18 protein-coding genes are annotated in these 25,400 nt (G+C 51.0%); 14 read left to right on the forward strand and 4 right to left on the reverse strand.

Annotation, left to right across the window (positions count from 1 at the left end):
- Window positions 1–71: 71 nt before the first annotated feature.
- Complete coding sequence (locus LZD49_RS27800; protein WP_234671100.1) at window positions 72–2,477, reverse strand: S9 family peptidase; 2,406 nt, start codon at window positions 2,475–2,477, stop codon at window positions 72–74.
- A gap of 244 nt (window positions 2,478–2,721) precedes the next feature.
- Here LZD49_RS27800 and LZD49_RS27805 point away from each other — a divergent pair, with 244 nt between their 5' ends.
- Window positions 2,722–2,988, forward strand: coding sequence for a CBU_0592 family membrane protein (locus tag LZD49_RS27805; RefSeq protein WP_234671101.1), 267 nt, complete (start codon window positions 2,722–2,724; stop codon window positions 2,986–2,988).
- Here LZD49_RS27805 and LZD49_RS27810 read toward each other — a convergent pair.
- A complete protein-coding gene (locus LZD49_RS27810; protein WP_234671102.1) occupies window positions 2,971–3,588 on the reverse strand; it encodes a TetR family transcriptional regulator C-terminal domain-containing protein in 618 nt (205 codons plus the stop codon). The genes LZD49_RS27805 and LZD49_RS27810 overlap by 18 nt on opposite strands.
- A gap of 201 nt (window positions 3,589–3,789) precedes the next feature.
- On the opposite strand from LZD49_RS27810, the gene LZD49_RS27815 reads away from it, so the two are divergent.
- The 9 genes from LZD49_RS27815 (at window position 3,790) to LZD49_RS27855 (ending at window position 19,061) form a co-directional block, all read left to right on the forward strand.
- Window positions 3,790–7,050 carry a TonB-dependent receptor gene (locus LZD49_RS27815; RefSeq protein WP_234671103.1) on the forward strand — a complete coding sequence of 1,087 codons (3,261 nt, stop codon included), beginning with the start codon at window positions 3,790–3,792 and terminating at the stop codon, window positions 7,048–7,050.
- Between the two features lie 24 nt (window positions 7,051–7,074).
- Window positions 7,075–8,874 carry a RagB/SusD family nutrient uptake outer membrane protein gene (locus tag LZD49_RS27820; RefSeq protein ID WP_234671104.1) on the forward strand — a complete coding sequence of 600 codons (1,800 nt, stop codon included), beginning with the start codon at window positions 7,075–7,077 and terminating at the stop codon, window positions 8,872–8,874.
- Window positions 8,875–8,897: 23 nt separating this feature from the next.
- On the forward strand, window positions 8,898–9,791 hold the full coding sequence (locus tag LZD49_RS27825; protein WP_234671105.1) for a metallophosphoesterase: 894 nt from the start codon (window positions 8,898–8,900) through the stop codon (window positions 9,789–9,791).
- 130 nt (window positions 9,792–9,921) lie between these two features.
- Complete coding sequence (locus tag LZD49_RS27830) at window positions 9,922–11,751, forward strand: right-handed parallel beta-helix repeat-containing protein (protein ID WP_234671106.1); 1,830 nt, start codon at window positions 9,922–9,924, stop codon at window positions 11,749–11,751.
- A gap of 80 nt (window positions 11,752–11,831) precedes the next feature.
- Window positions 11,832–14,189 (forward strand): glycosyl hydrolase family 95 catalytic domain-containing protein, encoded by a 2,358-nt coding sequence (locus LZD49_RS27835; protein WP_234671107.1) that lies wholly within the window; start codon window positions 11,832–11,834, stop codon window positions 14,187–14,189.
- Between the two features lie 134 nt (window positions 14,190–14,323).
- Window positions 14,324–14,953: a (2Fe-2S)-binding protein gene (locus LZD49_RS27840; RefSeq protein WP_234671108.1), complete on the forward strand. Its 630-nt coding sequence runs from the start codon at window positions 14,324–14,326 to the stop codon at window positions 14,951–14,953.
- Complete coding sequence (locus LZD49_RS27845; RefSeq protein ID WP_234671109.1) at window positions 14,950–15,942, forward strand: xanthine dehydrogenase family protein subunit M; 993 nt, start codon at window positions 14,950–14,952, stop codon at window positions 15,940–15,942. Before LZD49_RS27840 ends, LZD49_RS27845 begins: the two co-directional genes overlap by 4 nt.
- 6 nt (window positions 15,943–15,948) lie before the next feature.
- Complete coding sequence (locus tag LZD49_RS27850; RefSeq protein ID WP_234671110.1) at window positions 15,949–18,204, forward strand: xanthine dehydrogenase family protein molybdopterin-binding subunit; 2,256 nt, start codon at window positions 15,949–15,951, stop codon at window positions 18,202–18,204.
- A gap of 14 nt (window positions 18,205–18,218) precedes the next feature.
- On the forward strand, window positions 18,219–19,061 hold the full coding sequence (locus LZD49_RS27855; RefSeq protein ID WP_234671112.1) for a sugar phosphate isomerase/epimerase: 843 nt from the start codon (window positions 18,219–18,221) through the stop codon (window positions 19,059–19,061).
- Between the two features lie 149 nt (window positions 19,062–19,210).
- On the opposite strand, the gene LZD49_RS27860 is transcribed toward LZD49_RS27855, so the two are convergent.
- Both LZD49_RS27860 and LZD49_RS27865 read right to left on the reverse strand, forming a co-directional pair.
- On the reverse strand, window positions 19,211–21,001 hold the full coding sequence (locus LZD49_RS27860; protein WP_234671114.1) for a hypothetical protein: 1,791 nt from the start codon (window positions 20,999–21,001) through the stop codon (window positions 19,211–19,213).
- Window positions 21,002–21,112: 111 nt separating this feature from the next.
- The gene (locus LZD49_RS27865; RefSeq protein ID WP_234671116.1) at window positions 21,113–21,562 is read right to left on the reverse strand and encodes a hypothetical protein; all 450 of its coding nucleotides are present in this window, start codon (window positions 21,560–21,562) and stop codon (window positions 21,113–21,115) included.
- Window positions 21,563–21,674: 112 nt separating this feature from the next.
- Here LZD49_RS27865 and LZD49_RS27870 point away from each other — a divergent pair, with 112 nt between their 5' ends.
- The 4 genes from LZD49_RS27870 (at window position 21,675) to LZD49_RS27885 (ending at window position 25,398) form a co-directional block, all read left to right on the forward strand.
- Window positions 21,675–22,463: a sialate O-acetylesterase gene (locus LZD49_RS27870; RefSeq protein ID WP_234671118.1), complete on the forward strand. Its 789-nt coding sequence runs from the start codon at window positions 21,675–21,677 to the stop codon at window positions 22,461–22,463.
- 120 nt (window positions 22,464–22,583) lie between these two features.
- Window positions 22,584–23,438: a sugar phosphate isomerase/epimerase gene (locus tag LZD49_RS27875; RefSeq protein ID WP_234671120.1), complete on the forward strand. Its 855-nt coding sequence runs from the start codon at window positions 22,584–22,586 to the stop codon at window positions 23,436–23,438.
- A 246-nt stretch (window positions 23,439–23,684) separates the two neighbouring features.
- A complete protein-coding gene (locus LZD49_RS27880; protein WP_234671121.1) occupies window positions 23,685–24,272 on the forward strand; it encodes a DUF4255 domain-containing protein in 588 nt (195 codons plus the stop codon).
- Between the two features lie 28 nt (window positions 24,273–24,300).
- A complete protein-coding gene (locus tag LZD49_RS27885; protein WP_234671122.1) occupies window positions 24,301–25,398 on the forward strand; it encodes a hypothetical protein in 1,098 nt (365 codons plus the stop codon).
- Window positions 25,399–25,400 lie beyond the last annotated feature (2 nt).

The following is a 25,400-nucleotide window of genomic DNA, read 5'->3' on the forward strand; positions in this document are numbered from 1 at the left end:
AAAAGGGTAACTGCAAGGCGGGAGGCCGCCTTCTGACAAATGCAATCGTCAATTCAATATTCAGGCACGCTTCATCGCCCAAGCGCAGTTGGCTGAGCGGCGATCTGCCTGTTTCTGTTCGGAGGATTTACACCTAAAAGTTTTTGTACAAAAAAGTCGCGTTTCTTGCGGCGTCCATACGGCCCGCCGTCGCTATGGCCCATACCGGGCACCACCAGCAGGTCAAATTCCTTATTCGACTTGATCAATGCATCGGCCACGCGATAAGTGCTTTCCGGCGGTACATTGGTATCCACCTCGCCCACGATCAGGAGCAAATCGCCCTGTAAATTCGCCGCGTTGGTCACGTTCGACTGCTCGTCGTAATGCTTCTCGATGGGGTAACCCATCCATTGCTCATTCCACCATTGCTTATCGACACGGTTGTCGTGGCAGCCGCATGCCGAAACCGCCGCGTCGTAAAAGCCCGGGTGGAAGAGCAACGCACCCAGTGAATTTTGTCCACCGGCAGAGGTTCCGTAAACGCCAACACGCGTCGAGTCCACCTGAGGATATTTTTCGGCCAATGCCTTCATCCACGCGATCCGGTCGGGGAAGCCGGCGTCGGCCAGGTTTTTCCAGCATACGTCGTGGAATGCTTTGGAGCGGTTATAAGTACCCATGCCATCCATTTGCACCACAACAAAACCGAGCTCGGCCATGCTCTGCATCTCGCCGTAATGGCGGAACGCTTTCGGGACGAATGAATCTTGCGGACCCGCATAAATGTTTTCGATGATCGGATATTTCTTCTTCGGATCGAAGTTGCTGGGGCGGTACACGATGCCCCAGATGTCTGTCTTACCATCGCGGCCCTTGGCTTTGAAGATCTCGGGCAGTTTGAAACCTAATGCGAGATAGGGAGAAAGGTCGGCGGTTTCGAGTTTCAGTACGAGCGAGGCATCAACTGTTTTCCGGAGCTCCGAAACCGGTGCTGTCGTCATAGTCGAGTAAGTGTCCACATAGTACGTTCTGTCGGGAGAGAATGTGAGCTGGTGCGTGGCTTTGGCGTGGTCGGTGAGTTTTACCAATCCTGTGCCATCGAACTTAATGCGGTAGTAATGAATGTGATAGGGATCCTCATTGGCATTCATGCCGCTGGCTTTGAACCACACTTCACGTTTCTGGGTGTCGACGCTGTCGATGTCGCGCACGACCCATTCGCCTTTGGTGATCTGGTTTTTGATTTTGCCGGTTTGCTCGTCGACCAGGTACATATGCCGCCAGCCATCCTTTTCTGAAACCCAGATGATCTCATGATTTTCAGGCTGGTAATGCGTGTAGATCATGTTCTGGTAAATGAAAGTCTCTGTTTTTTCATCGATGATATTTCGGGTGGCGCCGTTGGTGGCGTCCACTTCGATAACCCGGAACCGTTGGTGCCCGCGGTCTACTTTTTCATAGGTAAAATGCGTGGCATCGCCCTTCCGCCAGCGGATCACCGGGGCATTGAAGAAGTCGATCGCTTCGGACTGCACTTTGGCCGATTTGCCGCTCTCCACGTCGATCACCTGCATTTCGTAGCTTGTAAATTCATCTCCTGGCTGCGCATAACCCCGTGTTTTGACCTCGCCACGGGTCGTGTTCGGTAATGACGAGAAGATAATGCTCACCTGCCGTTCTTCACGACGGTCAATGCGGTAACACACCAGGTAACGGCCATCCGGCGACCAGCTGAGCTCGCCGTAAGGTTTCAGCGGGTTGCCGTCGTAGGTCAGTTGCTTACCGTCTTTGCTGTCTTTTTTACTTAGATAAATATTTCCATTTCGGACGAAAGCCTTGGTCTGCTTATCAGGCGAAACGCTGTCGGCACGGAAGCGGCCCCAGCGGCTGAGCTGCTTTGTCCAGCCGATTTCTTTAGGTTTAGGGAGATCTGGTTTGGTAATTTTCTGTGCCGTGCCGGCTTGGGTGTCATAGGCAAACCATTTACCCTTGCTTTGCAGGAAAATGCTGCGTTTTTCAGCATCAAAATGGATGTCCTGCACCCAAAGTTTGGTCGCGGAAAAAGTGGAATCATACGCTTTGGACAATGCCGCCGCCACTTTCGCATTCTCAAAAGCCAGCGTTTTCTTCCCTTCTCCGGGTTTTACCACCCAATATTCGGTCAGACTATCCTTTAACACGTTCCGGTACCAAAACGACTGACCGTCGGCGAGCCAGTTTGGTTGCACCTGTGCTTTCAGGACACTGCCTTTGGTCAGCGAGTCCATCAGCGTCATCCTTTTATAAGATGCGGCCAGCTCTGTGGGGTTAGGCTGGTAGGCTGGCAGCGACTTCTGCGCCAATGCCGATGCCCCGAGGCACATTGCCGTGAGTGCGTGGAAGTAGAATTGCTTGCTTGGGTTAGGGATTTTCATAGCTATTTCAATGAATGTCAGGGCAATAAAATGCTTCCCGCCTATTGACAGGCAGTTGGCAATACGCTTTCGCGCGGTCATTTCCGGATATTATCTATTTGTAAAATTAGCAGGTCGGAAAACCAAAAACTTGATGTGAATTAGCGGTTTTTTTACCGATATTAACTTATTTACCTCCGAAATTCCGCAAAACTGTGAATTTGGGTGATTTTATTTGGTTAATTACCAAAATGAGCGAATAATGGCTTGTTTGCGGTTGCGACGGGGCTATTTGGCTGAATTCCCGCGCTACATTAATATTGTAGTGCTAACAGACACCTTACACATGAACACCGAATTTTTGCTGGAGACGATGGGATGGCTAGGGGTAGTGTCTTATGTGCTTGCCTACCTGTTGCTTACAATTGGAGTGTTGAAACCGAGCGGTTACCCTTTTCATATATTAAATATGATCGGCGCGGCCAGTCTGATCGTCTACTCCCTGGAATATGGCGACAAACCCAATGTAGCTGTGAATTTCATCTGGCTGATGATCGGCATCGGCGCGGTGGCCAGGCGGTTGATCCGCGGCCGGTCATCCGGCAATTTCTGACAGTTCCTTTAAGTGCAGGATGGATAATGCCTGCTGCCGGTATTTCGCCAGCCGCAGTTCGTATTCTTCTTTATCGGTTACGAGGCTGAGATAAAAATAAGCGCCGTCAATGAGGACAAAAATGTTGTCGGCAGCCGTTTCGACGTCTTCAATATCGAGTACGCCGTCCTGGCGGCATTGGTCGATGTGGCCAATGAGCATTTCGCGGAGCGAATCCAGCAGCTTTTTATAAAGGTCCCTCACTTTTGGATCGTGGAATGCCATGGCGTAGCAGCCGTAAAACAGGCCGTCGTCGAAAAGGCTGTTCCATTTTTTGGAAAAAATATTCCCAATGATTTCGAGTAATGCCTTTCGCGAGTCCTTCGCATTGGTGGTGCCTACCTTATAAATAAGCTTGTATTTGTCGAGAATGTAATCGACGAGCCCGTAAACGAGGTCTTCACGAGTCTGGAAATAATGGATAATAAGGCTTGGGTTGATCTCCATCTTCGCGGCGATCTTGGCGATGGAGGTATTTTCCAGGCCGTTCTTCTTGGCCAGGCCATAAAACACTTTAATGATTTCTTTTTTGCGGGCTTCTTTGAGGCTCTTTCTTCCCATCGTCGGTTCGGGGTGTATCGGATCGGCAATATACGGATTTTTACGAAAACCGGAAGTTGGCAAACGCTGTAAAAATTAATTGAACATTCATTCAATTTATAATCACAATCAGGTAACTATTTTTTAATATTAGCGTAATTTTTGATTAGGACATTTGTATTCCCAAAACGCCCAAAATTTACTGAAACACAAATCTTAGTTATGATGAAAAGTGTACCCAGACCTTCCAGTACCAGGCTGCTGCAACAAGCGTTGCTGGCCGTACTGCTGACCTGTGCATGGCTTGTGCCTGCAACCGCGCAAACCGCGCGCGTAACCGGATCCGTGACCGACGGAAAAGATCTGCTCCCCGGTGTGAACGTCGTGATCAAAGGAACTCAGAAAGGAACCATCACCGACCAGAACGGTCAGTATAGCCTCGACGGCGTTTCGGGAAACGACATCCTCGTTTTCTCGTACATCGGCTACAAATCGCAGGAGGAATTTATAAAAGGCAGAAGTGAAATCTTCGTAACCCTGCAGGCCGACCTCGGTAACCTTGAAGAAGTGATCGTGATCGGCTATGGCGTGGAGAAAAAGGTGAATATCACCGGTGCTGTGGACCAGATCAGCGGCAAGCAGTTCGAGGCGCGCCCGGTTGCGAACGTGATGCAAGGCCTGCAAGGCGTGAGCCCAGGTTTGAACATCACTTACCAAAGCGGAACACCCGGAACTGTGCCCAATTTTAACATCCGTGGTTTTACTTCCATCAATGGCGGAGAGCCGCTTTTTGTGATCGACGGCATTGCGGCGGCCAACAGCAACGATCTGCTCCGCCTCAACCCATCGGACATTGCCAGCTTTTCCGTCCTGCGCGACGCGGCTTCGGCGGCCATTTACGGTGCCCGTGCGGCGTTTGGTGTTGTTTTGATTACGACCAAACAAGGTGGACGTGGCAAGCAATCCATTACCTATAATAACTTCTTCTCCTGGGGCCAGCCAACAGTGCTGCCCAAGCCGGTGACGGACCCCTACATTTTTTCCCGCGTACTGGAAACTTCCACGGACAATACGCCCTGGGATTATGTCAATTATTCCGACGAATATTACGCCTGGGCAAAACAGCGCTCCGACGATCCGTCGGTGCCCGACACCCGGCTTGATCCGAGCGACCCTACCAAATGGGCCTACATGGGTAGCAACAACTGGTACGACTACTTTTTCACCAAACGAAGCTTCTCGCAAAACCACAGCCTGGCATTCACGGGAAGTGCCAAAACGGCCAACGAGCGCACCGTGGGTTATTACATTTCTGCGGATTATAACCACGAAGGTGGTTTGAACAAACTGACGGACGACTACTGGAATCGCTATTCGTCGCGCGCAAGGCTGGATTTTTCACCTTTGAAATGGCTGAAACTGGATAACAACCTGTCAATTTACCGGACAGAGCGTGCATTGCCGACGGCCGACATTACCGACATCTACACGCTCAAACCCACACAGGTAGCAGTAAACCCCGATGGCACCTGGGCCAATACCGACGCAGGCCGCCTCGCAGCGCGCCTTACCGATGGTGGTAATAAAAAGCAGGATATGTTCGGGTTCCAGAACATCTTCCGTGGGATTGTCACCGCATTGGATGGCGATTTGCAGGTGACCGGCTCCGCGAGCTTTAAGCGTGAACAATGGAATACCAAGCAGGACGTGCGTACGTACCGCATCGGATTTGGCCCGAACGATGTGCGCGCACAGGGTGACGTAGGCGGTGTGTATGAAACCAACGCCACGCTGGACAACAATGTGCTGGATTTATTTGCAAACTATACCAAAACATTGGGGAATCACCGGATCAACCTTCTGGCAGGTTATAACCAGGAAAGTTACGGCTACAAAACCACCAAAGCGCAGAAGGTTGGCTTGATTTCGCCTTCGCTGCCTTACATTAACCTGACCAGTGGTAATTCATTTGCTTATGCTGCCGATAGCAGTTACGCAACCCGCAGCTTTTTCGGACGTTTGAACTACACGTTCAATGACCGCTACATTATCGAAGCAAATGGCCGCTACGATGGCTCTTCACGTTTCCCGTCGAGCAACCGCTGGGGCTTCTTCCCGTCGGTATCCGGCGCCTGGATCGCGAGCTCGGAGTCGTTTGTGAAGGAAGCGTTGCCATTCATTCCGACCTTGAAACTACGTGCTTCCTATGGGGATCTTGGAAACCAGAATGTAGGTTATTACAGCTTTCGCCAATCCCTACCGGCTGATTTGTCCAATTATCTGATCGGCGGTAGTAAGCAAACTGTCATTACCCGATCGCCGGCATTATACATCGACCCTTCAAACTACACATGGGAACGTGTTTCGACGCTCAACTTTGGTGCGGACCTTGGTGTGCTGAAAGATCATGTGACATTTGGATTCGACTACTATATCCGCAATACGAAGGACATGCTTACACCCGGGCAAGAGCTGCCTGGCGTACTTGGCACCACGGTACCCCGCCAGAATGCAGCCGACCTTCAAACAAAAGGGTGGGAGCTGACCGTAGGCTACAACGATTCTTATAACGTGGGCGGAAAGCCGTTATCACTGAGTGCAAAATTAATCGTTTCAGATTCCCGCTCTCATATTACGAAGTTCAAGAACGATCAGGAATTATTCTCTGCCTCTTACCGTAAGGGACAAGAAATCGGCGAAATCTGGGGGCTTACCAACGATGGTCTTTTCCAAAATGCAGACGAGATTGCCAAACTCGATGAAACCGACATTATTCCCTGGGGAGCATTGTCTATCGTGCCGGGCTGGCCGAAATACAAAGACCTCGACGGCGATGGCCGGATTACGAAAGGCCTTACCAAAAAAGACCCGAAAGACCTCTCGGTTATCGGAAATACTACTCCGCGTTACCGCATTGGTTTCAACCTGAACGCCGACTGGAATGGTTTCGATTTCTCGGCAGTGTTGCAAGGCGTGCTCAAAGGCGATTATTACCCGCAGCATTACCTTTATTGGGGACCATACCAGCAGCCTTATGGCAATGTGTATCCGTGGAACCTCGATTTCTACCGTGGCCAGGCCGACTCCGATCAGCAGCGTGCGAAGCATTCTCAATCGTACATTGCGGCCGGGCTGGCAGACGCCAATACCGATGCCAATTTCCCCGTGCTGCAATCGTGGCTGGCGGATAACAATTACGGATCCGGTCTGGACATTCCGCAAACCAAATATCTGCTAAGCGCTGCCTATCTGAGGGTCAAGAACCTGACGATCGGCTATTCGTTGCCGGCTGCATTTTTGCAAAAGCACAAGATCAGCCGCGTGCGTGTGTTCGCAAGCGGGGAAAACCTTTTTGAATTCTCAGAACTCAAAAAATACTTCGACCCGGAAGTAATCTCGAGCAGCAACACGTTTGATAGCTCAAAAGGCTTTTCGTACCCGTTCCAGCGGAAGTTTGCATTCGGAGTGAATGTCGAGTTTTGATTTCCAACACAATCAGCCTAAAACATGAAAAAGCATATATTACTGATCGCATTGCTGATGGGCGCAAGTGCCTGCAATGACGACTTCCTTGAAAAACTTCCGCAAACCTCCATTTCTCCCGAAGTGTTCTTCAATGCCGAAGGCGACCTGAAATTGTATATCAACGGGCTCCTGAGTATGCCCGACATGGGTTCTTACCTCAGCGACCAGAGCACCGACAATGCCGCCACGACAGGCGCCGTAGAAATGAAGGTGATCATGACCGGCTCGCCGAGCTCACAGACCATCACCGGCGGCTGGGACTGGGGCCGCTTGCGGAACGTGAATTACTTTTTGGACAACTATAACAAGGCAAATGCCGCCGCCGATATCAAAGCGCATTATGCGGGCATCGCGCGCTACTACCGTGCGCAGTTCTATCTTGACAAAGTGGCGCGCTTTTCGGACGTTCCCTGGTTTTCCCAAACATTGAACCCCGGAGACGAGGATCTTTACAAAACACAGGATCCAAGGACGTTGGTGATGGACAGCGTCATGGCGGATCTTGCCTATGCGGCAGCGAACGTCAAAGACGCCGCCGATCTGGTGCCGACCGGTACACCCGGAAAATGGGCTGTTATGACCCAGTACGCCCGTACAGCATTGTACGAAGGTACTTACCGCAAATACCACCCAGAACTGAACTTGCAGGCAACAGCCAACAAATTTCTGGAAACTGCGGCAACGGTTTCGGCGGAGATCATGGCTTCCGGCAAGTTTTCAATTTACAAAACCGGCAAACCTAATGCCGACTACGCAGCATTGTTCGGTAGCCAGGACCTGTCGAGCAACCCGGAAGTGATCTTGTTCAATGCTTTCGACCAGACGAAGGACCGTAGCCAGAATGTCAATAGCACCGTTTTCGGCGACTACGAGCAAGCTCCGGCGCGCGACCTGGTGCAGGCTTATCTCATGAAAGACGGATCACGTTTTACCGACGTGCAAGGTTATCAGCAGTTTGGCTTTGTCAAGGAGTTTCAAAACCGTGACCCGCGCCTGGCACAAACGCTCGTGTACCCGGGCTGGGTGCGCGCGGCAGAAACAGCGCCCTATATTTTGCGGTTGAACAAAAACTTTACCGGCTATCACCAGTTGAAGGGGTATGTCAATTCCACCGATAATGTGGCCCTGAACAGCGTGGATGTGCCGGTGTACCGTTACGCGGAAGTGTTGCTGACTTATGCCGAAGCGAAAGCGGAGCTCGGGACACTCACACAAGACGACCTGGACAAATCGGTGAACCTCATCCGCGCGCGGGTGCAAATGCCGGATTTGAAACTGGCAATTGCGAACGGCAGTCCCGATCTGGTAATGGCGCAAAAATATCCAAACGTGACCGGTGCGAACCGTGGTGTTATATTTGAAATCCGCCGCGAAAGAAGGGTGGAGTTTGCATTCGAAAACCAGCGTTTCAATGACGTAATGCGCTGGCAGGCAGGCAAGCTGCTGACTGCGATCCCGGAAGGCTTGTATTTTTCGGGTTTGGGTAAATACGATCTGACCGGCGATGGTGTAGAGGACATTATCCTGATCGACAAATCGAAGACGATCCCTGATGAAAAGGATAAGGAGAAAAATAGCCTCGGCGTGGTGCTGATCTATTATCGCGCCGGAGCTATCGGCGAAGATGTGACGGTATACCTGAAAAACGGCAATGCAGGTGGCACCATGGTAACCGAAACGGCAGCCCGCAAATTCGAGGACCCTAAATACTATTACCGCCCGATCCCCCAAAAGGAAATGCTGCTGAATCCCAAGTTGAAGCAGGTTTTTGGTTGGAATTGATTTAACAACTGACTATAAATACAATGAACAGACGTTCCTGGATCCGGAATTCCGGATTGCTCACGGCTGCTTCGCTGACAGGCCCGGCTACACAGTCCGGGCTTGTTGCCGATAAGCCGGTACTGAAAATCGCGCACATTACCGACGTGCACATTCGTGAAGGTGACGATGCCCCGAACCGTTTCAAGAAATGCCTGCATGACGTTTTGAAACACAAACCGGATTTTTTTCTCAATGGAGGAGATTCCATCCATGCCGCAGATTATAAGGACGTTACCCGCGAAACCATGCTCGGTTACTGGAAACTGTGGGATGATTGCACCGGGTTGCTGAAAGGTTACGAAGTCCACAGCTGTATCGGGAACCATGATCCCTGGTGGGCGGCGCCTTCGAAGGAGGATGAGATGTACGGCAAGAATTATGTCGTGAAAAGGCTCAAAACGCCGGGCCGTTATTACAGTTTTACAAAAAAGAACTGGCATTTCGTGGTCCTCGACGGGAACAATGAACACGTGTCCCTCGACGAGGAGCAGTACCAATGGCTGGAAGCGGACCTCGCCAAACTGGCACCGGATACATTCGTTCTCCTGATGTCGCATTACCCGATCCTCGGCACGACGCCCATGCTAGCGGGTGGTGGTGGACATTCGGATTACAAAAAGCTGAAAAACCTTTTTTATAAACACCGCGACAAAGTGCGGATTTGCCTGAGCGGGCACCAGCATTTGCAAGACCATACCGAGTACAATGGCATCCAATATTGCTGTAATGGCGCAATGAGCGGCTTTTGGTGGGGGAAAGGGGATGCGGAGTCGGTCGCGCCGAACTATTACCAGGAGACGCCGCCCGGGTTTGCGATCCTTGAATTGTATGCCGATGGGAAGGTTGAAAATACTTACTATCCGCATCTTTATTAAAGTTTGAGCGGTGTCCGATAGCCTGTCTGTGTTCCTGGTTGACAGCCAATGAATGCGGACAGGCTTATTTTGTATAAAAACTATTTCAATTTGCCCTAATTTGCGGATCTGAATAATTTTTCCTGACCTGATGTCCTTCCTGACCCGATTTTACCTGTCGTTTTTCGCCGGATTAATGCTTTTTGCGCATGCCCAGGCTCAAACCATTTCGGTAGCCGACGCTGGCATCCGTGCCGATACCTACGAAAATGTGACGCCGCGTGTTCAAAAGGTGATCGACGAGGCCATTCTCACAGGGAAAACCACCCTGGCATTTCCAAAAGGCCGTTACGATTTCTGGCCCGACGGCGCCATCAAAGCCAAATATTTTATTTCAAACACTTCGACCGAAGAAGAGGATTCGCTGAAAATCCGGACGATTGGCATGCTTTTCAAAAATGCACGGAACCTGACCATCGAAGGCAATGGCGCATTGTTCGTATTTCATGGTAAAATGACAACGATCGTGCTGGAACAATGTGAAAATGTGCGTTTGCAAAACATTCACGTCGATTTTGAACGGCCCAGCATGTCCGAAATGCGTTACGGGAAGGTGGTGGACGGAGGTGTCGATCTGGAAATCCATCGCGACGCCCGGTATGCGATCGCGAACGGACGGTTGGAATGGTTTGGTGAAGGTTGGAAAACTACCCATTTCCATGCTATCGAGTTTGATACTACGCTGAAAACCATGCGTTACAGCGACTGGAAGACTTTTCATAACAGCAAAGCCACCGAGCTGCGGCCCGGACTTGTGCATTTCGACGTCCCGGCGGGTTTTCGTCCGAAACAAGGCAATATCCTCACTGTTCGCGACATCATCCGCGACCAGGTAGGCATGCTGATCCTCGAAAGTAAAAATATGACATTGCAGGACGTGGACATGCATTATATGCACGGCCTGGGCATCGTAAGCCAGTACACCGAAACCATCACCATGCGAAGGGTAACCTGCGCGCCGCGGCCTGAAAGCGGTCGGATTATCGCCTCTTCCGCTGATTTTATGCATTTCTCGGGTTGCAGCGGTAAGGTTACTGTGGAGGAATGCCGTTTTTCGGGCGCGCACGATGATCCCGTCAATGTCCATGGCACCAACCTGCGTATCGTGGGGCAGTCCGGTACCCAGTCGCTCAAAGTGCGGTTTATGCACGGACAAAGCTACGGTTTGAATGCATTCTTCGCCGGTGATACGGTTGCCTTTGTACACGCGGCAACCATGGAACGGTTTGCAAACGGTACTGTCAAAACCGTGCAACGGCTGAACGATCGCGAGTTGCTCCTGACTTTCGAAAAGCCCGTCCCCGCCGGTTTGCAGGAACATGATTGCGTCGAAAACATGACCCGCACGCCGGAGGTACTGATTCGCGGCAACTATTTCACCCGTACGAACACTCGCGGCGTGCTCCTGACGACCCCACGCAAAGCGGTTATTGAGAATAATACATTTTTCCGCACCGGCATGAGCGCCATCCTTATCGAAGCCGACGCCGAAGGCTGGTACGAATCGGGACCCGTTCGTGACGTGACAATCCGCAACAACGAATTCATCGATTGCGCTTATCAGGGCGGTCCGGGTAATGCAGTAATCGCCATTAACCCATCCAATAAAATCGCCGATTTCAAAAAGCCGGTCCATTTCAATATCCGCATCGAGGGTAATGTTTTCAAGACATTCGATTACCCTGTATTGTATGCCAAAAGTACCCAGGGGCTTATTTTTAAAGACAATGCGGTTGTGCGTACCAATGCATTAAGCCCGCAAACGGAACATAAGCAGATGTTTTACTTCAATGGCTGCTCGGATGTAGCAATCAGCAACCTGAAACTTTCGGAGGATGTTTTGGGCAAAAATGTGAAGCTTGAAAATATGCCGGCCAATCAATTGAAAATCACAGGTAGTGCCAAACTGACTGTCGAATAGTAAGAAAGCAGAGTCTTAGTGCCTCGTTTTTTTATTCAATTCATGCTCCTAATTTTACCATTATTTCCAAAACCGACGTGATGAAACCTCTTTCCAGACTCATTTTACTATTATTCCTCATTGCTAGTTCCCCATCATTCAGCCAGCAGCCAGCCCGGCCATTGGTACTGTGGTACAACCAACCTGCCAAAGAGTGGATGACGCAGGCATTGCCGGTTGGTAACGGCCATGTGGGTATGATGTTCTTTGGCGACCCGTCGGAAGAACGGCTGCAATTTTCGGAAGGCAGCCTTTGGGCTGGGGGCAAAGGGGCTAATGCGCAGTATAATTTCGGTTTGAAAAAAGGAGCCTATCAACATTTACCCAAAGTGCGCGAACTTCTGGCGGCCGGAAAAATGGAGGAAGCGCACCAGCTAGCCAACAAGGAGCTGACGGGTGCCATTCATGAAAAAAAGGAAAATACGCCTTCGAGCGATTTTGGTGCACAACAAACGGTGGGTGATTTGTATGTAAAAGTTTCCAGTAAAGGAAATGTTCAGAACTACCGCCGCGAGCTCGATATAGCCAATGCAACTGGAAAAGTAACTTACGATGTAAATGGCAGCCACTTTGAGCGGACTTTCTTTGGAAATTACCCTTCCAAAGTAATGGTGTACCGATTTATCTCGTCGACACCCGAAACATATTCAGTGCGATTTGACACGCCCCACGCGAAGGATTATGAACGGTTTGAAAAAAATCAATACACTTTCGGAGGGCATTTGAAAGACAATCATCAAGAGTTCGAAACCGTCTACCGCATCGATACCGACGGTAAAGCGGCATTCGAAGATGGTGTGCTCACGGTCAGCAATGCCAAATCTGTGGTGCTCGTGCATACAGTTGCGACGGATTATGTCATGCGTTTCCCGGATTATAAAGGAAATGACTACAAAAAGGCCAATGCTGCCACGATAGCGAAAGCGGCCGGGAAAAACTATGCCGCATTATTTGCCGAACAACAGAAGGATTACCATAACCTTTTCGACCGCGTGGCACTGCAACTGGGCGGCGCGCAGCCCGCGAATGTTCCTACTGACGAGCGTCAGCGTGCGTATTTCAAAGGCCAGTCCGACAATGGTTTGGAAGAACTTTATTTCCAGTACGGCCGCTACCTGATGATCTCTTCTACCCGCCCCGGCACCATGCCAATGAGCTTGCAAGGAAAGTGGAACGACAGCACCAACCCGCCCTGGGCGAATGATTACCATACCAATATCAATGTACAAATGCTGTACTGGCCCGCCGAGGTAACCAACTTATCGGAATGCCATTTGCCGCTTATGGATTTTACCCAATCGCTCGTTGAGCCCGGCAGGCTGTCAGCCAAAGAGTTTTTTAACGCGAAAGGCTGGATCGTCAATACCATGCTGAATGCTTACGGCTACACTTCGCCGGGATGGGACTTTCCATGGGGCTTTTTTCCTGGCGGCGCGGCCTGGCTTTGCCAGCATTTGTGGGAGCATTATGCATTTACAAACGACAAGGTTTTTTTGAAAAATACCGCTTACCCGGTGATGAAGGAAGCCTCCGAGTTCTGGATGGATTACCTTTCCGATGACGGCAAAGGCCACCTGGTATCTTCACCATCCTATTCTCCGGAGCACGGCGGTATTTCTACGGGTGCCACAATGGACCACGAAATGGCCTGGGACGTGCTCAACAACACCGCCGAAGCTGCCGCCGCTCTCGGTGTCGATGCTGACTTCGCACAAAAAGCGCGTGCTGTCCGCGATAAAATTCTACCCTTGCAAATCGGCCGCTGGAAACAGTTGCAGGAATGGCGCGAGGATGTGGACGATTCGACGAACCACCACCGCCACGTCTCGCACTTGTACGCATTACATCCAGGCAAGCAAATTTCCATCACCAAAACCCCTGCCGAAGCGGAAGCTGCCCGCGTGAGCCTCGATGCCCGTGGCGACGATGGCACCGGCTGGTCGCTTGCCTGGAAGGTCAATTTCTGGGCGCGCTTACAGGATGGCAACCGTGCGCACAAGCTGTTCAAAAGCGTTCTCCGGCCCGTCGCCGACCAGGGTACTAACATGGCCGATGGCGGTGGTTCCTATGCCAACCTCCTTTGCGCGCACCCGCCATTCCAACTCGACGGTAACATGGGTTCCACCGCAGGTGTAGCCGAAATGCTGCTCCAATCACAAACCGGCGTGATCGAACTACTGCCCGCTTTGCCCGACGCCTGGCCAACCGGTTCGGTAAAAGGCTTGAAGGCGCGGGGTAATGTGACGGTGGATGAAGTTTGGGAAAACGGCAAGTTGAAAAATGTGACATTGTCATCGCCCAACGCTCAGAAGCGAGTTTTGAAATATGGAGGTAAGACAATCAATGCAGAGATCACAGCAGGCAAGGTGAAGACATGGAGTGTAGGCGATTTTAAATAGAGGCATTTCCCTCCTTACTATTTCCAACAACTCCTGACTACACTTGACTAAACCTGACGCCCCGCCGGTTTGCAACCGGTAAATCAAGCCTAAAACTCGCTTTTGAAAATGTATTCACAGAAACGATCACAGATATGGCCAACGACCAGACAAATGCTTCGCCTGATGCCTCCAATGAGGACCGGCGCTTTTTTCTGAAACAATCGATAGCCATAGCCGGTCTTTCAGCGGTGCCGACGGGGCTTTTACAAGCGGCCCTGGAGCCAGACGACGGGCCGGTTGGCAATGCCGTAAAGATCCAATTATCACTGACCATCAATGGAAAACGCAAGCGTATTTCCGTCGATCCGCGCATGTCATTGCTGGACTTGCTTCGGGAGAACCTGGGACTTACGGGGATCAAAAAAGGTTGTGATTTCGGGCAATGCGGGGCTTGTACCGTTCATATCGACGGGCGGCGAACATTGTCATGCCTGACTTTCGCGGTCATGCAACACGGCCGTAAGGTTACCACCATTGAGGGTTTGTCGCACGGCGGGCAGCTGCACCCTTTGCAGGAAGCATTCATCAAGCACGACGGCTTTCAATGCGGTTACTGCACGCCAGGGCAGCTGATGTCGGGCATTGCGTGTATACGTGAAGGGTATGCAGATTCTCCAGACGAAGTGCGGGAATATATGAGCGGGAACCTTTGCCGCTGCGGTGCCTATCCGAATATCGTAGACGCGATTCTGGAAGTTAAAAAGGAGGGTTTAAAGGTATGAAGCCATTTCAATATCTCCGCCCGAAAACGGTCAGCGAGGCTGTGAGTATGGCTTTGGACAATCCGGAAGCGCAGTACATCGCAGGAGGTACGAACCTGATCGACCTCATGAAGCGTGGCATTGCTTCGCCTCCCAAACTCATCGATATCAACCACCTCCCTTTAAAGAAAATAGAACACCGGTACGACCGAATTCGAATCGGCGCGCTGGCCCTAAACAGCGATGTGGCACAGCATAAACTAGTAAAAACCCGTCAACCTTTGCTTGCAGAGGCGTTGCTGGCCGGTGCATCGGGCCAGATTCGCAATATGGCAACAGTGGGCGGTAATTTGCTGCAACGAACACGTTGCAGTTATTTTTATGATGTTGCACTGCCCTGCAACAAGCGGAAGCCAGGTTCGGGCTGCGGCGCGGAAGGAGGCATTAATCGTACGCACGCCATCTTTTTTAACGGTAGTGAAGTGCCTTCCTGCATTGCCGTTCACCCGAGCGATATGTGCGTGGCCCTCGCGGCCCTGGATACATCGGTAGTGGTGGCTGGCCCGGCCGGGGAGCGCAGGATCCTGTTCAAAGATCTTCACCGGCTATCCACCAAAGAGCCTGAAATGGACACAACTCTTAACCCCGGTGAGTTGATCACCTCGATTGAGGTTTTGGACAATGCATTCACGGGCCACAGCCATTACCTGAAAGTACGCGACCGCGCCTCTTATGCCTTTGCGCTGGTTTCGGTTGCGGCAGCTTTGCAAATGGACGGCGGAAAGATATGGGATGCGCGCCTGGCACTCGGTGGCGTGGCACACAAGCCGTGGCGTTACTGGGCGATCGAACTGATGCTGAGGGGGCAACCGCCTTCGGAAAAGCTTTTCAGGGAGGTGGCGGAGCACGAGTTGCAAAGTGCACGGGCCGGCGAGCACAACGCCTATAAAATCAAATTGACAGCTAATGCCATGATTGCAGCATTGAAAATCGCAGCGGGCATTTCATGATGTGGTATGAAAAGACAATTTGCAGATAACGAGCTGGATACCTCGCTCAGCCGCGTCGATGGAAATGAGAAAGTGAGCGGCGCAGCCACCTATTCCGCAGAATATGCGGTTCCCGGGCTGGTACATGCCGTGCTGGTAACGAGTAACATCGCAAAAGGCAGTATTACAGCGATAGAATCGCGCGAGGCGGAAACTGCGCCGGGCGTTTTAGCGGTGATCAGCCACCTGAATGCCCCGGCTGTGCCCGGCTGGCCAGCCCTAAAACAACCCGCCGAACGTGCACCCGTTGGGACGGCTTTTCGCGTTTTTTATGATGCATTCATTTATTTCGATGGCCAACCCGTGGCTATGGTCGTGGCGGATACGCAGGAGCGGGCCATCCACGCGGCGGCGCTGGTGCGGGTGACATATCAGCAGGAAACCCATCAAACGCATTTTGAACGAAATGTTAAAAGCGCAGGCATTCCTCAGAATGTCCAGCGCAGTAAAAATTCACCTTTTCAGGATTACGGCCGTGGTGACGCCGACGCAATAGCAGAAGCCGAGGTGCGGATCGAGGCGGAGTATACCATTCCAACTCAACACCACCAGCCGCTCGAACCGCATGCCATCATTGCCGTTTGGGAAGCGAATGACAAGCTGACGGTTTACGATAAAAACCAGGGTGTTAAATCCGCGCAGGGACAACTCGCGCAGGCTTTCAAGCTGCCCAGGGATAATGTTCAGGTAGTCTCGAAATACATCGGGGGAGCATTTGGTTCAGGTATCCGGGTTTGGCCGCACACAATAGCGGCTGTAATGGCTGCTAAGCAAGTTAAGCGGCCGGTGAAGCTGGTTCTGGGAAGGGATCAGATGTTTACGTCGGTGGGTTACCGGCCTTATACTGCACAAAAATTACGCATAGGCGCCTCAAAAGACGGACGGTTGCACGCAATGGTGCATGAAGGTACCGGGCAAACGTCAATGTATGAGGAACATCTGGAACGAACGGTCCTCGCGACGCGTGCGATGTACACATGTCCGAACGTATCCACCCGCTACCGCCTGCTTCCGTTGGATGTCAATACGCCCACGTGGATGCGCGGGCCAGGCGATGCCACAGGAATGTTTGCACTGGAATCCGCGATGGACGAGCTGGCATTTGCGCTTAAAATGGACCCGCTTGAATTTCGGCTGAAAAACTACGCAGAAACCGATCCCGAAAGGAATTTGCCCTGGTCGGCTAAGTCGCTGAGGGAATGCTATAAACTAGGCGCCGAAAAGTTTGGTTGGGAAAACCGTCAGATCGAGCCTGCATCGATCCGCCGGAAGGGAATGCTGGTTGGGTACGGAATGGCATCGAGCCTGTATGGGTTCCACCGGCATCCGTCTAAGGCACGGGCGGTGATGCGGGCAGATGGTTCGGTGACTGTGCAGAGTGCGACGATGGACATCGGCCCTGGTACCGGCACGGCCATGACGCGCATTGCAGCCAAAGTTCTAGGTTTGAATGCGAAAAAAGTAAAGTTTGAATTGGGACATTCCAATCTGCCGGACGCTCCGGGCCAAAATGGCTCCGCGACGATCCCGAGTGTGGGTTCTGCGGTGCATGTGGCTTGTGAAGCATTGAAAAGCAAATTGATCGCTCTGGCGGTAAAGATGTCGGAAGCAGGGAAATCGGGAGGTCAGGTGGTGGTCACGGATGGTCAAGGGGTAAGGAATGGCCGGGTGTTTGGTTCGGGGGCTGATGATGAGGGCGTTAGCTTTGCCGATATCTTGAAATACCATAAACTGAACGAACTGGAAGCGACGGAAGAATCGAAGCCGGGGCCGGAGCGGGATCAGTATTCGATGTTTTCGTTTGGATGCCATTTCGTGGAAGTGCATGTAAACCCGCTTACGGGCGAGGTGCGGGTGGTGCGCGTCGTTACGTGTGCGGATGTGGGCGCGATCATCAATTACAAAACCGCGCGTAGTCAGTCGATCGGCGGCGTTGTCGGTGGGATAGGAATGGCGTTGATGGAGCATTCGGAAATGGACCACCGTTTTGGGCGGTATGTTACTACCGATTTTGCCAGCTACCACATTCCCGTGCATGCAGATATTCCACCGATTGAGGTATATTACGTCGATAAACCCGACGTGCACGTCAATCCCATGGGCTCCAAAGGTCTGGGCGAAATCGCCATCGTGGGCGTTGCCGGGGCCGTTGCCAATGCGGTTTTTAACGCTACCGGCAAGCGGATCAGGACGTTGCCCATTACACCCGATAAGCTGATTTGAAATAAGTCAACGATATGAAAAAGAATACATTACTGATTGTTCTCAGCGCGATATTGGTCGCCGCTTCTGCATTATTGTACAGTTTTCGCCCCCAAGGCCCAGGCGTTGGCATGAAGTGGAAGCCGGGTGTAGCCCTGTATTCATTCAACCATTTTTCCTTTGAACAAGCACTCGATAAGGCCGACAGTATCAACGCGTTGTATGTAGAAGGGTTCTTTTTTCACAAATTGGGCGATGCCTTCAACGGCCATTCCATTCCGAACCTGAGCGACGATGAAATCAAGCAAATGAAAGGAATGCTCGACAAACGCGGTTTAAAAATGAAGTCGCTTTATGCCGACGGCAAGAGCGAGGAAGACTGGAAAGCGAATTTTGTATTTGCCAAAAAAATGGGTCTGGAATTCCTGAATGGCGAACCGCAAAAGCAGCATTGGGATGCGATCGAAAAGCTTGCGGAGCAATACAAAGTAAAGGTGGCCATTCATGAACATGCCAAAGGTTCGAGCTATTTCTGGCATCCCGACTCGGTGGTGATGGCTATGCAGGGCCGCCCGCATTTCTTCGCCTGCGCCGACATCGGTCATTGGGTACGCAGTGGCCTCGATCCGGTGAAATGCCTGCAAACGCTGCGAGGAAAGATTATTTGTCTGCATATCAAAGACCTCGACGCGGCCGGTGATATAAAAGCCAACGACGTAATGGTCGGTACAGGTGTGATCGATTATCCGGCCATCGTGGCTGAGCTCAAACGCCAGCGATTCGATGGTTACGTTTATATCGAGCGCGAAGGCAATTGGGACAAAAACCTACCCGATGTGGATCATGCGTTGAAGTTTTTGGATCGGTTGAATAGGTGATTTTTGACCATTGACCATTGACCGCCGACGGCCGACCATGGACCGCCGACGGCCGATCATGGACCGCCGACGGCTGACGGCCGACCATGGACCGCCAGCCATTGCAAGTAGTATTGACCATACTGACTACCCCTGGCAACAACGAACCCTTAACCGCCACTAACTTCTTTGCCTGTTGTTAGCAGATAGCGATTCGGGCCGCTGATTACGCCGAGCGTCAGTTTATATTTCTTGTTTTTGCACAGATACTGCCTCAGCATCCCCATCGACTCGCAGTAGCCTCCATAGTAACGGCCGGTACGCAGGAAACTGAGAAATGAGCTTCTGCGCATACGCATGGGCAACACATGCATTTCATCATTGGAATGAATAATCAGGTAAATGCCGTCGTCGGGTGCACACCGGAACACCGGTGCCTCAACGCCTACTACAATGAAATCGGTTGTCCGGACCACAATGTCTGATAATCCGCGCACGTCTGCCTGCCGCAGATCTTCGAATGGAAGATCGGGAAACTGGTAAATCCTGTTTTTTAATGCGTTCTCAAAAATTGAATCTACCGTCTTTTTTACCGCAAGGTAAATCGGCGCGGAAGGGAATTCCCGGTTTTTTGTCCAGCCATAAGCGTCTATGAGAATGGTTTTCCGTAGATACATCATGTCGCCCCACGTTTGAAAATAACTGGCCCCGAAGTAAACCAACGCACCCGCTTGCAGGATCAGCAGATGCCGGCTCAACAAGCGTCGAAACGCCGGCAGTTGCAACAATAACAAATAGTTGAATACCGCCCAAAACGTAAACATATGTTTGTATCTGCTCAGCAAAATACTGTGTGCACCATAGGCAGCACGCCCAAACGCGAATGCGATAAAAGTAATCAGCAAAAACAAAATGCAGCCTGCAAGCCACCACTGGCCCGGGGTAATGGCGTGTCTGCCTCGCAGCAGCTTTTTGCCGAACTGCCATGTGCTGCTTCCGACAAGCGAAAGACTTGCCACGCCTGCAATGGTCGCATAAGCCAACCTGGAAGTTTCGCTTTTCTCCAAAAGCACATCGGCCATCATGCCCGGCATAGCAATAGCCATTAAAAGCATGTCCCGCCACGATGATAAATTCTGATACAAGGTCGGACGAAAATCGGGCACTGCGAGCCCTCTGAAGTAAAAGATTGTGACGGAAGCGAACAACAATATGCAGCACGTTGCGGCAACCCACCTCCGACTGGCCAACAGCATGAGTGCAACAACCGGCCCGATAAATATGCCTGTTACATCGGAATAGATGGCTAAAACCCCCAGAGCGAAACCGCACATTACACCCACGCGCGTATTCCGGCTGATCAGCCAGATGCTCGCAAATCCCCAAACGTACACACCTATATGTTGCAGCGGAACCATTGCCTGGTATAGCGCTGCGTAGTTGAAATTGGAGAAGAGCAAGTAGGGGACTGGCAGGAACAAGGCTAACGGAGGATTTCGCTCCGACCTGAACCAGGCGAGGACCAGTTTAAGAAAAACCAGATAGGAGCAGATACCGGCAAAAGCGACCACACGAAAATCAACAGCGCCGCTTGCCCAGTACACCAGGCAAGCCACTAGCCTGACAACGACAATTCGACGTTCATCGTCCTGCTTTGATACCGCCGACCAGAATTCTCGAAGCGAAACAGGCCCCTCCGCTATCGTCGCGGTGGATTCCAGAATTGCGTCAATATCGTCCTGGAAAGGGAAGTTGACCGTGGTGATCGCCCATACCGTGAAGAATATCACGGCAGGTGTTATGCAGGCAAAAAAGAGAAGGATATCGCGGAATTCGACAGACCCGAATATGGAGTAACCTGGCCGCGTACGCTTAAACGGATTGGCGGACTGTAAGTAAGCTGCAAACAGGGAAACACTGCCGACAAAGACTGACAATGTGACGAAAACTAGTAAATTCATTCTTGGTGGTTTGAGTGCAAGCCACCAAACTATTTGCTTTATTTCTCCCTATTATCAACGAACGATCCTTGGGCAGGGGCTGATTATCACGCGGCTTCTGACTGCCGAACATTACCCTTTAAACCACTTCACGATCAGGTTCGCAACCAGCAGTATCTGAATGGACCCCAGCGTTACCAGTCCCAGGGCGAAGCGTGTACTGAGGTCGTCCCATTCCCGGTATTGTTGGGGTGAAATGGGTGCCCATGTTGCCGCGTCCGTTTGGGGCGGAGTGCCCATAGCGCTCACCAGATACAGTGTTATTCCAATCGTTCCCAGGACATGTGCGGCCGTGAGTTGCGGGAAGCCTGTCCGCGTTCGGGAGAGCCAATAGATAATGCTGGCAATCAACATAACAGTGATCAGTGCTTCTGCTACCAGACCCATATTGAGGACATAGTAGGTGTCGTAAAGCTGCAAATCTGCCGCGTAATCGCGCCTTAGCCAGGCAATAAGTCCGATAACCGGGCAGGTGAACAGTAGTACGAGGTACGGTTTGGTATGGATAATGCTTTTGCGCATTGCATTGTAGTTATTTGGCGCAAATTAATGAAGTGTTCATGAAAATGAATGGATAAATTTTCCGGGCATTTTGCTTTTGCTCATAACGTGCATGTTAAAATGTTTATATGTAATGAAATTTATAGAGCTCAAAACCTTGATAATGCTGCTTGCCATACTCTTAACCGGTATTTCGACCTTCGCCCAAACCACACCCGTCCAGATGGATCTTTACTTGCTGATAGGCCAATCGAATATGGCCGGTCGGGGCGTTGTGGATGCCGCCTCACAGCCCGATTCGCCCCAAGTATGGGCCATTAATCGCCATAACGAATGGAAGATGGCCGGCGACCCACTGCATGAGGACAAACCAGCCGTGGTGGGCGTCGGTCCCGGCCTGACGTTCGCCCAGGAAATCCTGAAAAAGCAACCAGAGCGCGTGATCGGACTCATTCCCTGCGCCGTAGGTGGCAGCGGGATCGAGGACTGGCAACCCGGCGCGAAACATGAGCAGACGGGTATTTACGCCTACGACGAAATGCTTTTGCGCGTGAAGGAGGCGCAAAAGCGCGGGATGATCAAAGGCATTATCTGGCACCAGGGCGAATCCGACAGTTCGCCGGAAAAAAAAGATGCTTACGCCGCAAAGCTGGGAGCATTTTTCGAGCGCCTTCGTCGGGATACGCATACGGAGAACGTGCCATTGATTGTCGGTACTTTGGGCGATTTTTATGTTGCAAAACATCCTGATGCGGCGCTTATCAATCAGGTTATTGTTGATTACGCCAAAAAGAACAAGCTGGTTTACCTGGCTTCTGCATCCGGTTTGACGCATAAAGGCGATGATACGCATTTCGACACAGCGTCGGCGAGGGAGTTGGGCAGGAGGTATGCGGAGGCATTTTTGAAAAAGGAAGAGTAGACTTTGAGCACCCCAAAGGGTAACACACACTACTATTCGTCAAATACATTAACCTCGGAATTGTATAAAATTTTGCTAAATATTAATACACAAAACTCAAAACCTGACCACTGTTCCCACATGAAAATCAAACATTTAACGCTCCTCGCCGCATTAGCTTGCGGATATTCTGCTTCGGCGCAAAAAGGTAAAGCACTTTTTCCCGACGAGCCGGGCATGGTTTCCTATACGTTTCGCGCGAGTCTTTCCAAGGATGTGGCCGCCACGCTGGATACGATCAAGGCCCTGAAAGTAACCGATATGGAATTTTCCAGCTTGTTTGGCAAAACGGCTCCCGAGATACGCAAGGCGCTGGACGAACGCGGAATGAAATGTTCGTCGTTTGGTGTAGGCTATGACGATGCGCTGAACAAGACGCAGGAAGTTGGGAACAATGCCAAAGCGCTGGGAGCAAATTACGTGCGTGTAGCCTGGGTGCCGCATAAAGGGCCTTTTACGCTAGAAATGGCGGAGAAGACGGTGGCCGATTTCAACAAGATCGGCAAGCAGCTGAAAGATGAGTTCGGGCTCACATTTTGCTATCACAACCACGGGTACGAGTTCGAAAAGCACGGCGACGGGACATTAATGGATTATATTATCCAAAACACGGATCCGAAATATGTCAGCTTTGAGCTGGACATGCTCTGGACCTATTTCCCGGGCCAGGACCCGGCCGCGCTGCTCGCCAAATATCCGGGCCGGTTCAAGCTCATGCACATGAAAGATTTGAAAAAAGGAATTACCGGCAACCTTTCGGGTGGCACGCCGGTAGAAAATGATGTGGCGCTCGGTACCGGGCAAATCGACATCCCGGCTGTGTTGAAAGCGGCGCGCAAGGCGGGCGTGAAGCATTATTATATCGAGGACGAAAGCCCAAGCTACGCAAAGCAGGTGCCGCAGTCGATCGCCTATTTGAAAAGTTTGAAATACTGATCTGAAAATTTACGATGCCGGTTGAAAGGTGCCCCTCCCTGCACCCTCGACCTGTTCCTATACCATACGCGTGTCTGTTTTCAGCATTGTCTGGAAACAGACACGCGTATTCTTTTTTTAATTTTAAATATTATTTTACCGCTAAATAAGTGAAAATGACATTTTAATAATTCAGAAGGAATATTGTTTACATTTGATTAGGTAATCAATTCCACTTCTTAAATACACGATCGGCGTGTCAGGGCTATGTTAGACAACTGCCTCAGGGAAATCGTTACCCGTTTCAACGATTTTGTGATGTTACCCAAGACGGTCCTCAGCGGAGGTATTTCGGGCGTTTCCGAAGTGCTGGTGCTGGCCGACATTGCACGTCACGAAAAACAACAGGAAAGCGACGACCTTATGCAGGACAAACTGATCCTGACGCTGATCAGCCTCGAAGAAGAAAACACGCTTAAAAACAATTATCCCGTCAAACAGGAACAATCGGTAACCATCTTTCAAAAGCCTGCCCTTTACCTGAACCTGCATTTATTGTTCTCCTCTAATTTCAAGTTGTACACCGAAGCATTGAAACATCTGAGCCTGGTATTACAGTTTTTTCAGGCCAATCAGAACATTATTTACACGGACGAATTCAGCAATACCTATAAGCTGACTTTTTCCATGCATAACATAGGGTTTGAGAATTTACACAATTTGTGGACTGTACTGGGCGGCCATTCCATGCCGTCGGTTGTTTACAAGGCACGTTTACTGTATGTTCAGCAGTCGCCGCTCGCCGGGGCTGATGTGATCACCAACATCCATTCAAAAGAGTATCTGGATCAGTAAGATTAAGAATTACTAAATTTCTGGTTATATGCTAAGTATTGAAAACCGTAAGCTGGTTTCAATCCTGTTCAGGCATGCCTATTACCAAACCAAACGCAGCAGCGATTTCACGCTCGTTCCCACGACGGCGTGCCTGCGACGCTTGGAGGAGCATGGACTGACCGTGAAGAGCACCAGCGGCCAAACGATGGTTTTGCAACAAATGGAAGCTTTGGCACCCGCATTGCCATTGACAGCACCGGTATGTCTTTCTTTTTTGGTATACCTGAATAATTCGTTGCTCTGGAATGTGACCAACGTGCCGGCTTCTGCAAATCCCGACGCGGCACACTTGCGTCAATTTTACCTAACCAACCTGAAAGACGATGGTACATGGCAATCCGTGCCCACAAAACAGGCCCATCTCTCGGCCCAGGACGCACTGCCGGTTTTGAAGTCCTCACGGTTTACGCTCAATATCCCCAAAGGACAAACGACGGAAATCAAAATCCGGAAACTACTCCTTGCGGAAGGATGGAAACCGTTCAGGAACATCCCCGTTCAGCCCGATCAGGAAGTGGTGCTGGTTAATTTAGCTGAGCCTGGTTACTACGAGATTACTAAGGGTTTAGCCGGAGAAACGCCTGCGAAAATCGTGGTCAGTGACGACGCTGTCCGTGCAGGAAACTTTTTCGCAATACTGGATCTCTGGATCGATAATAATACAAATGAGGGGTCGGAGTGTATTGCGTATATAGATAATCGTTTGCTTGAATGGCACTATGTGCTGATCGACATCAAAAGTAAGAAAGTCCAGTACGGCGACCCCTCAGGGATTACCATTAGTTACGCCAGGCACACCGCAGACACCGAATCGCCTTCGCCTGTGACATTCGCGAGGCTGGCCGAAGCCGACATGGACGACAAACTGAAACAGCTCGTGCAGCAGATTCGTGACGGCAGTCCCGATTCGGTCGAAAATGTATTTGTTTTCAAAAGCGACGTGCCGGTGCCGTTGATGGAACACCGACCCCCGACGGTAAAACTGGGAATGAACGGTGTATCCAGCTTTGCGAGCCTGCCCGTACCCGACATCAGCACGGTGCGAATCCGGGGTAACAGTTCACTAGTTTATTACAACATATAAAT

The sequence above is a fragment of the Dyadobacter sp. CY261 genome (assembly GCF_021440085.1).
GTDB lineage: Bacteria > Bacteroidota > Bacteroidia > Cytophagales > Spirosomataceae > Dyadobacter.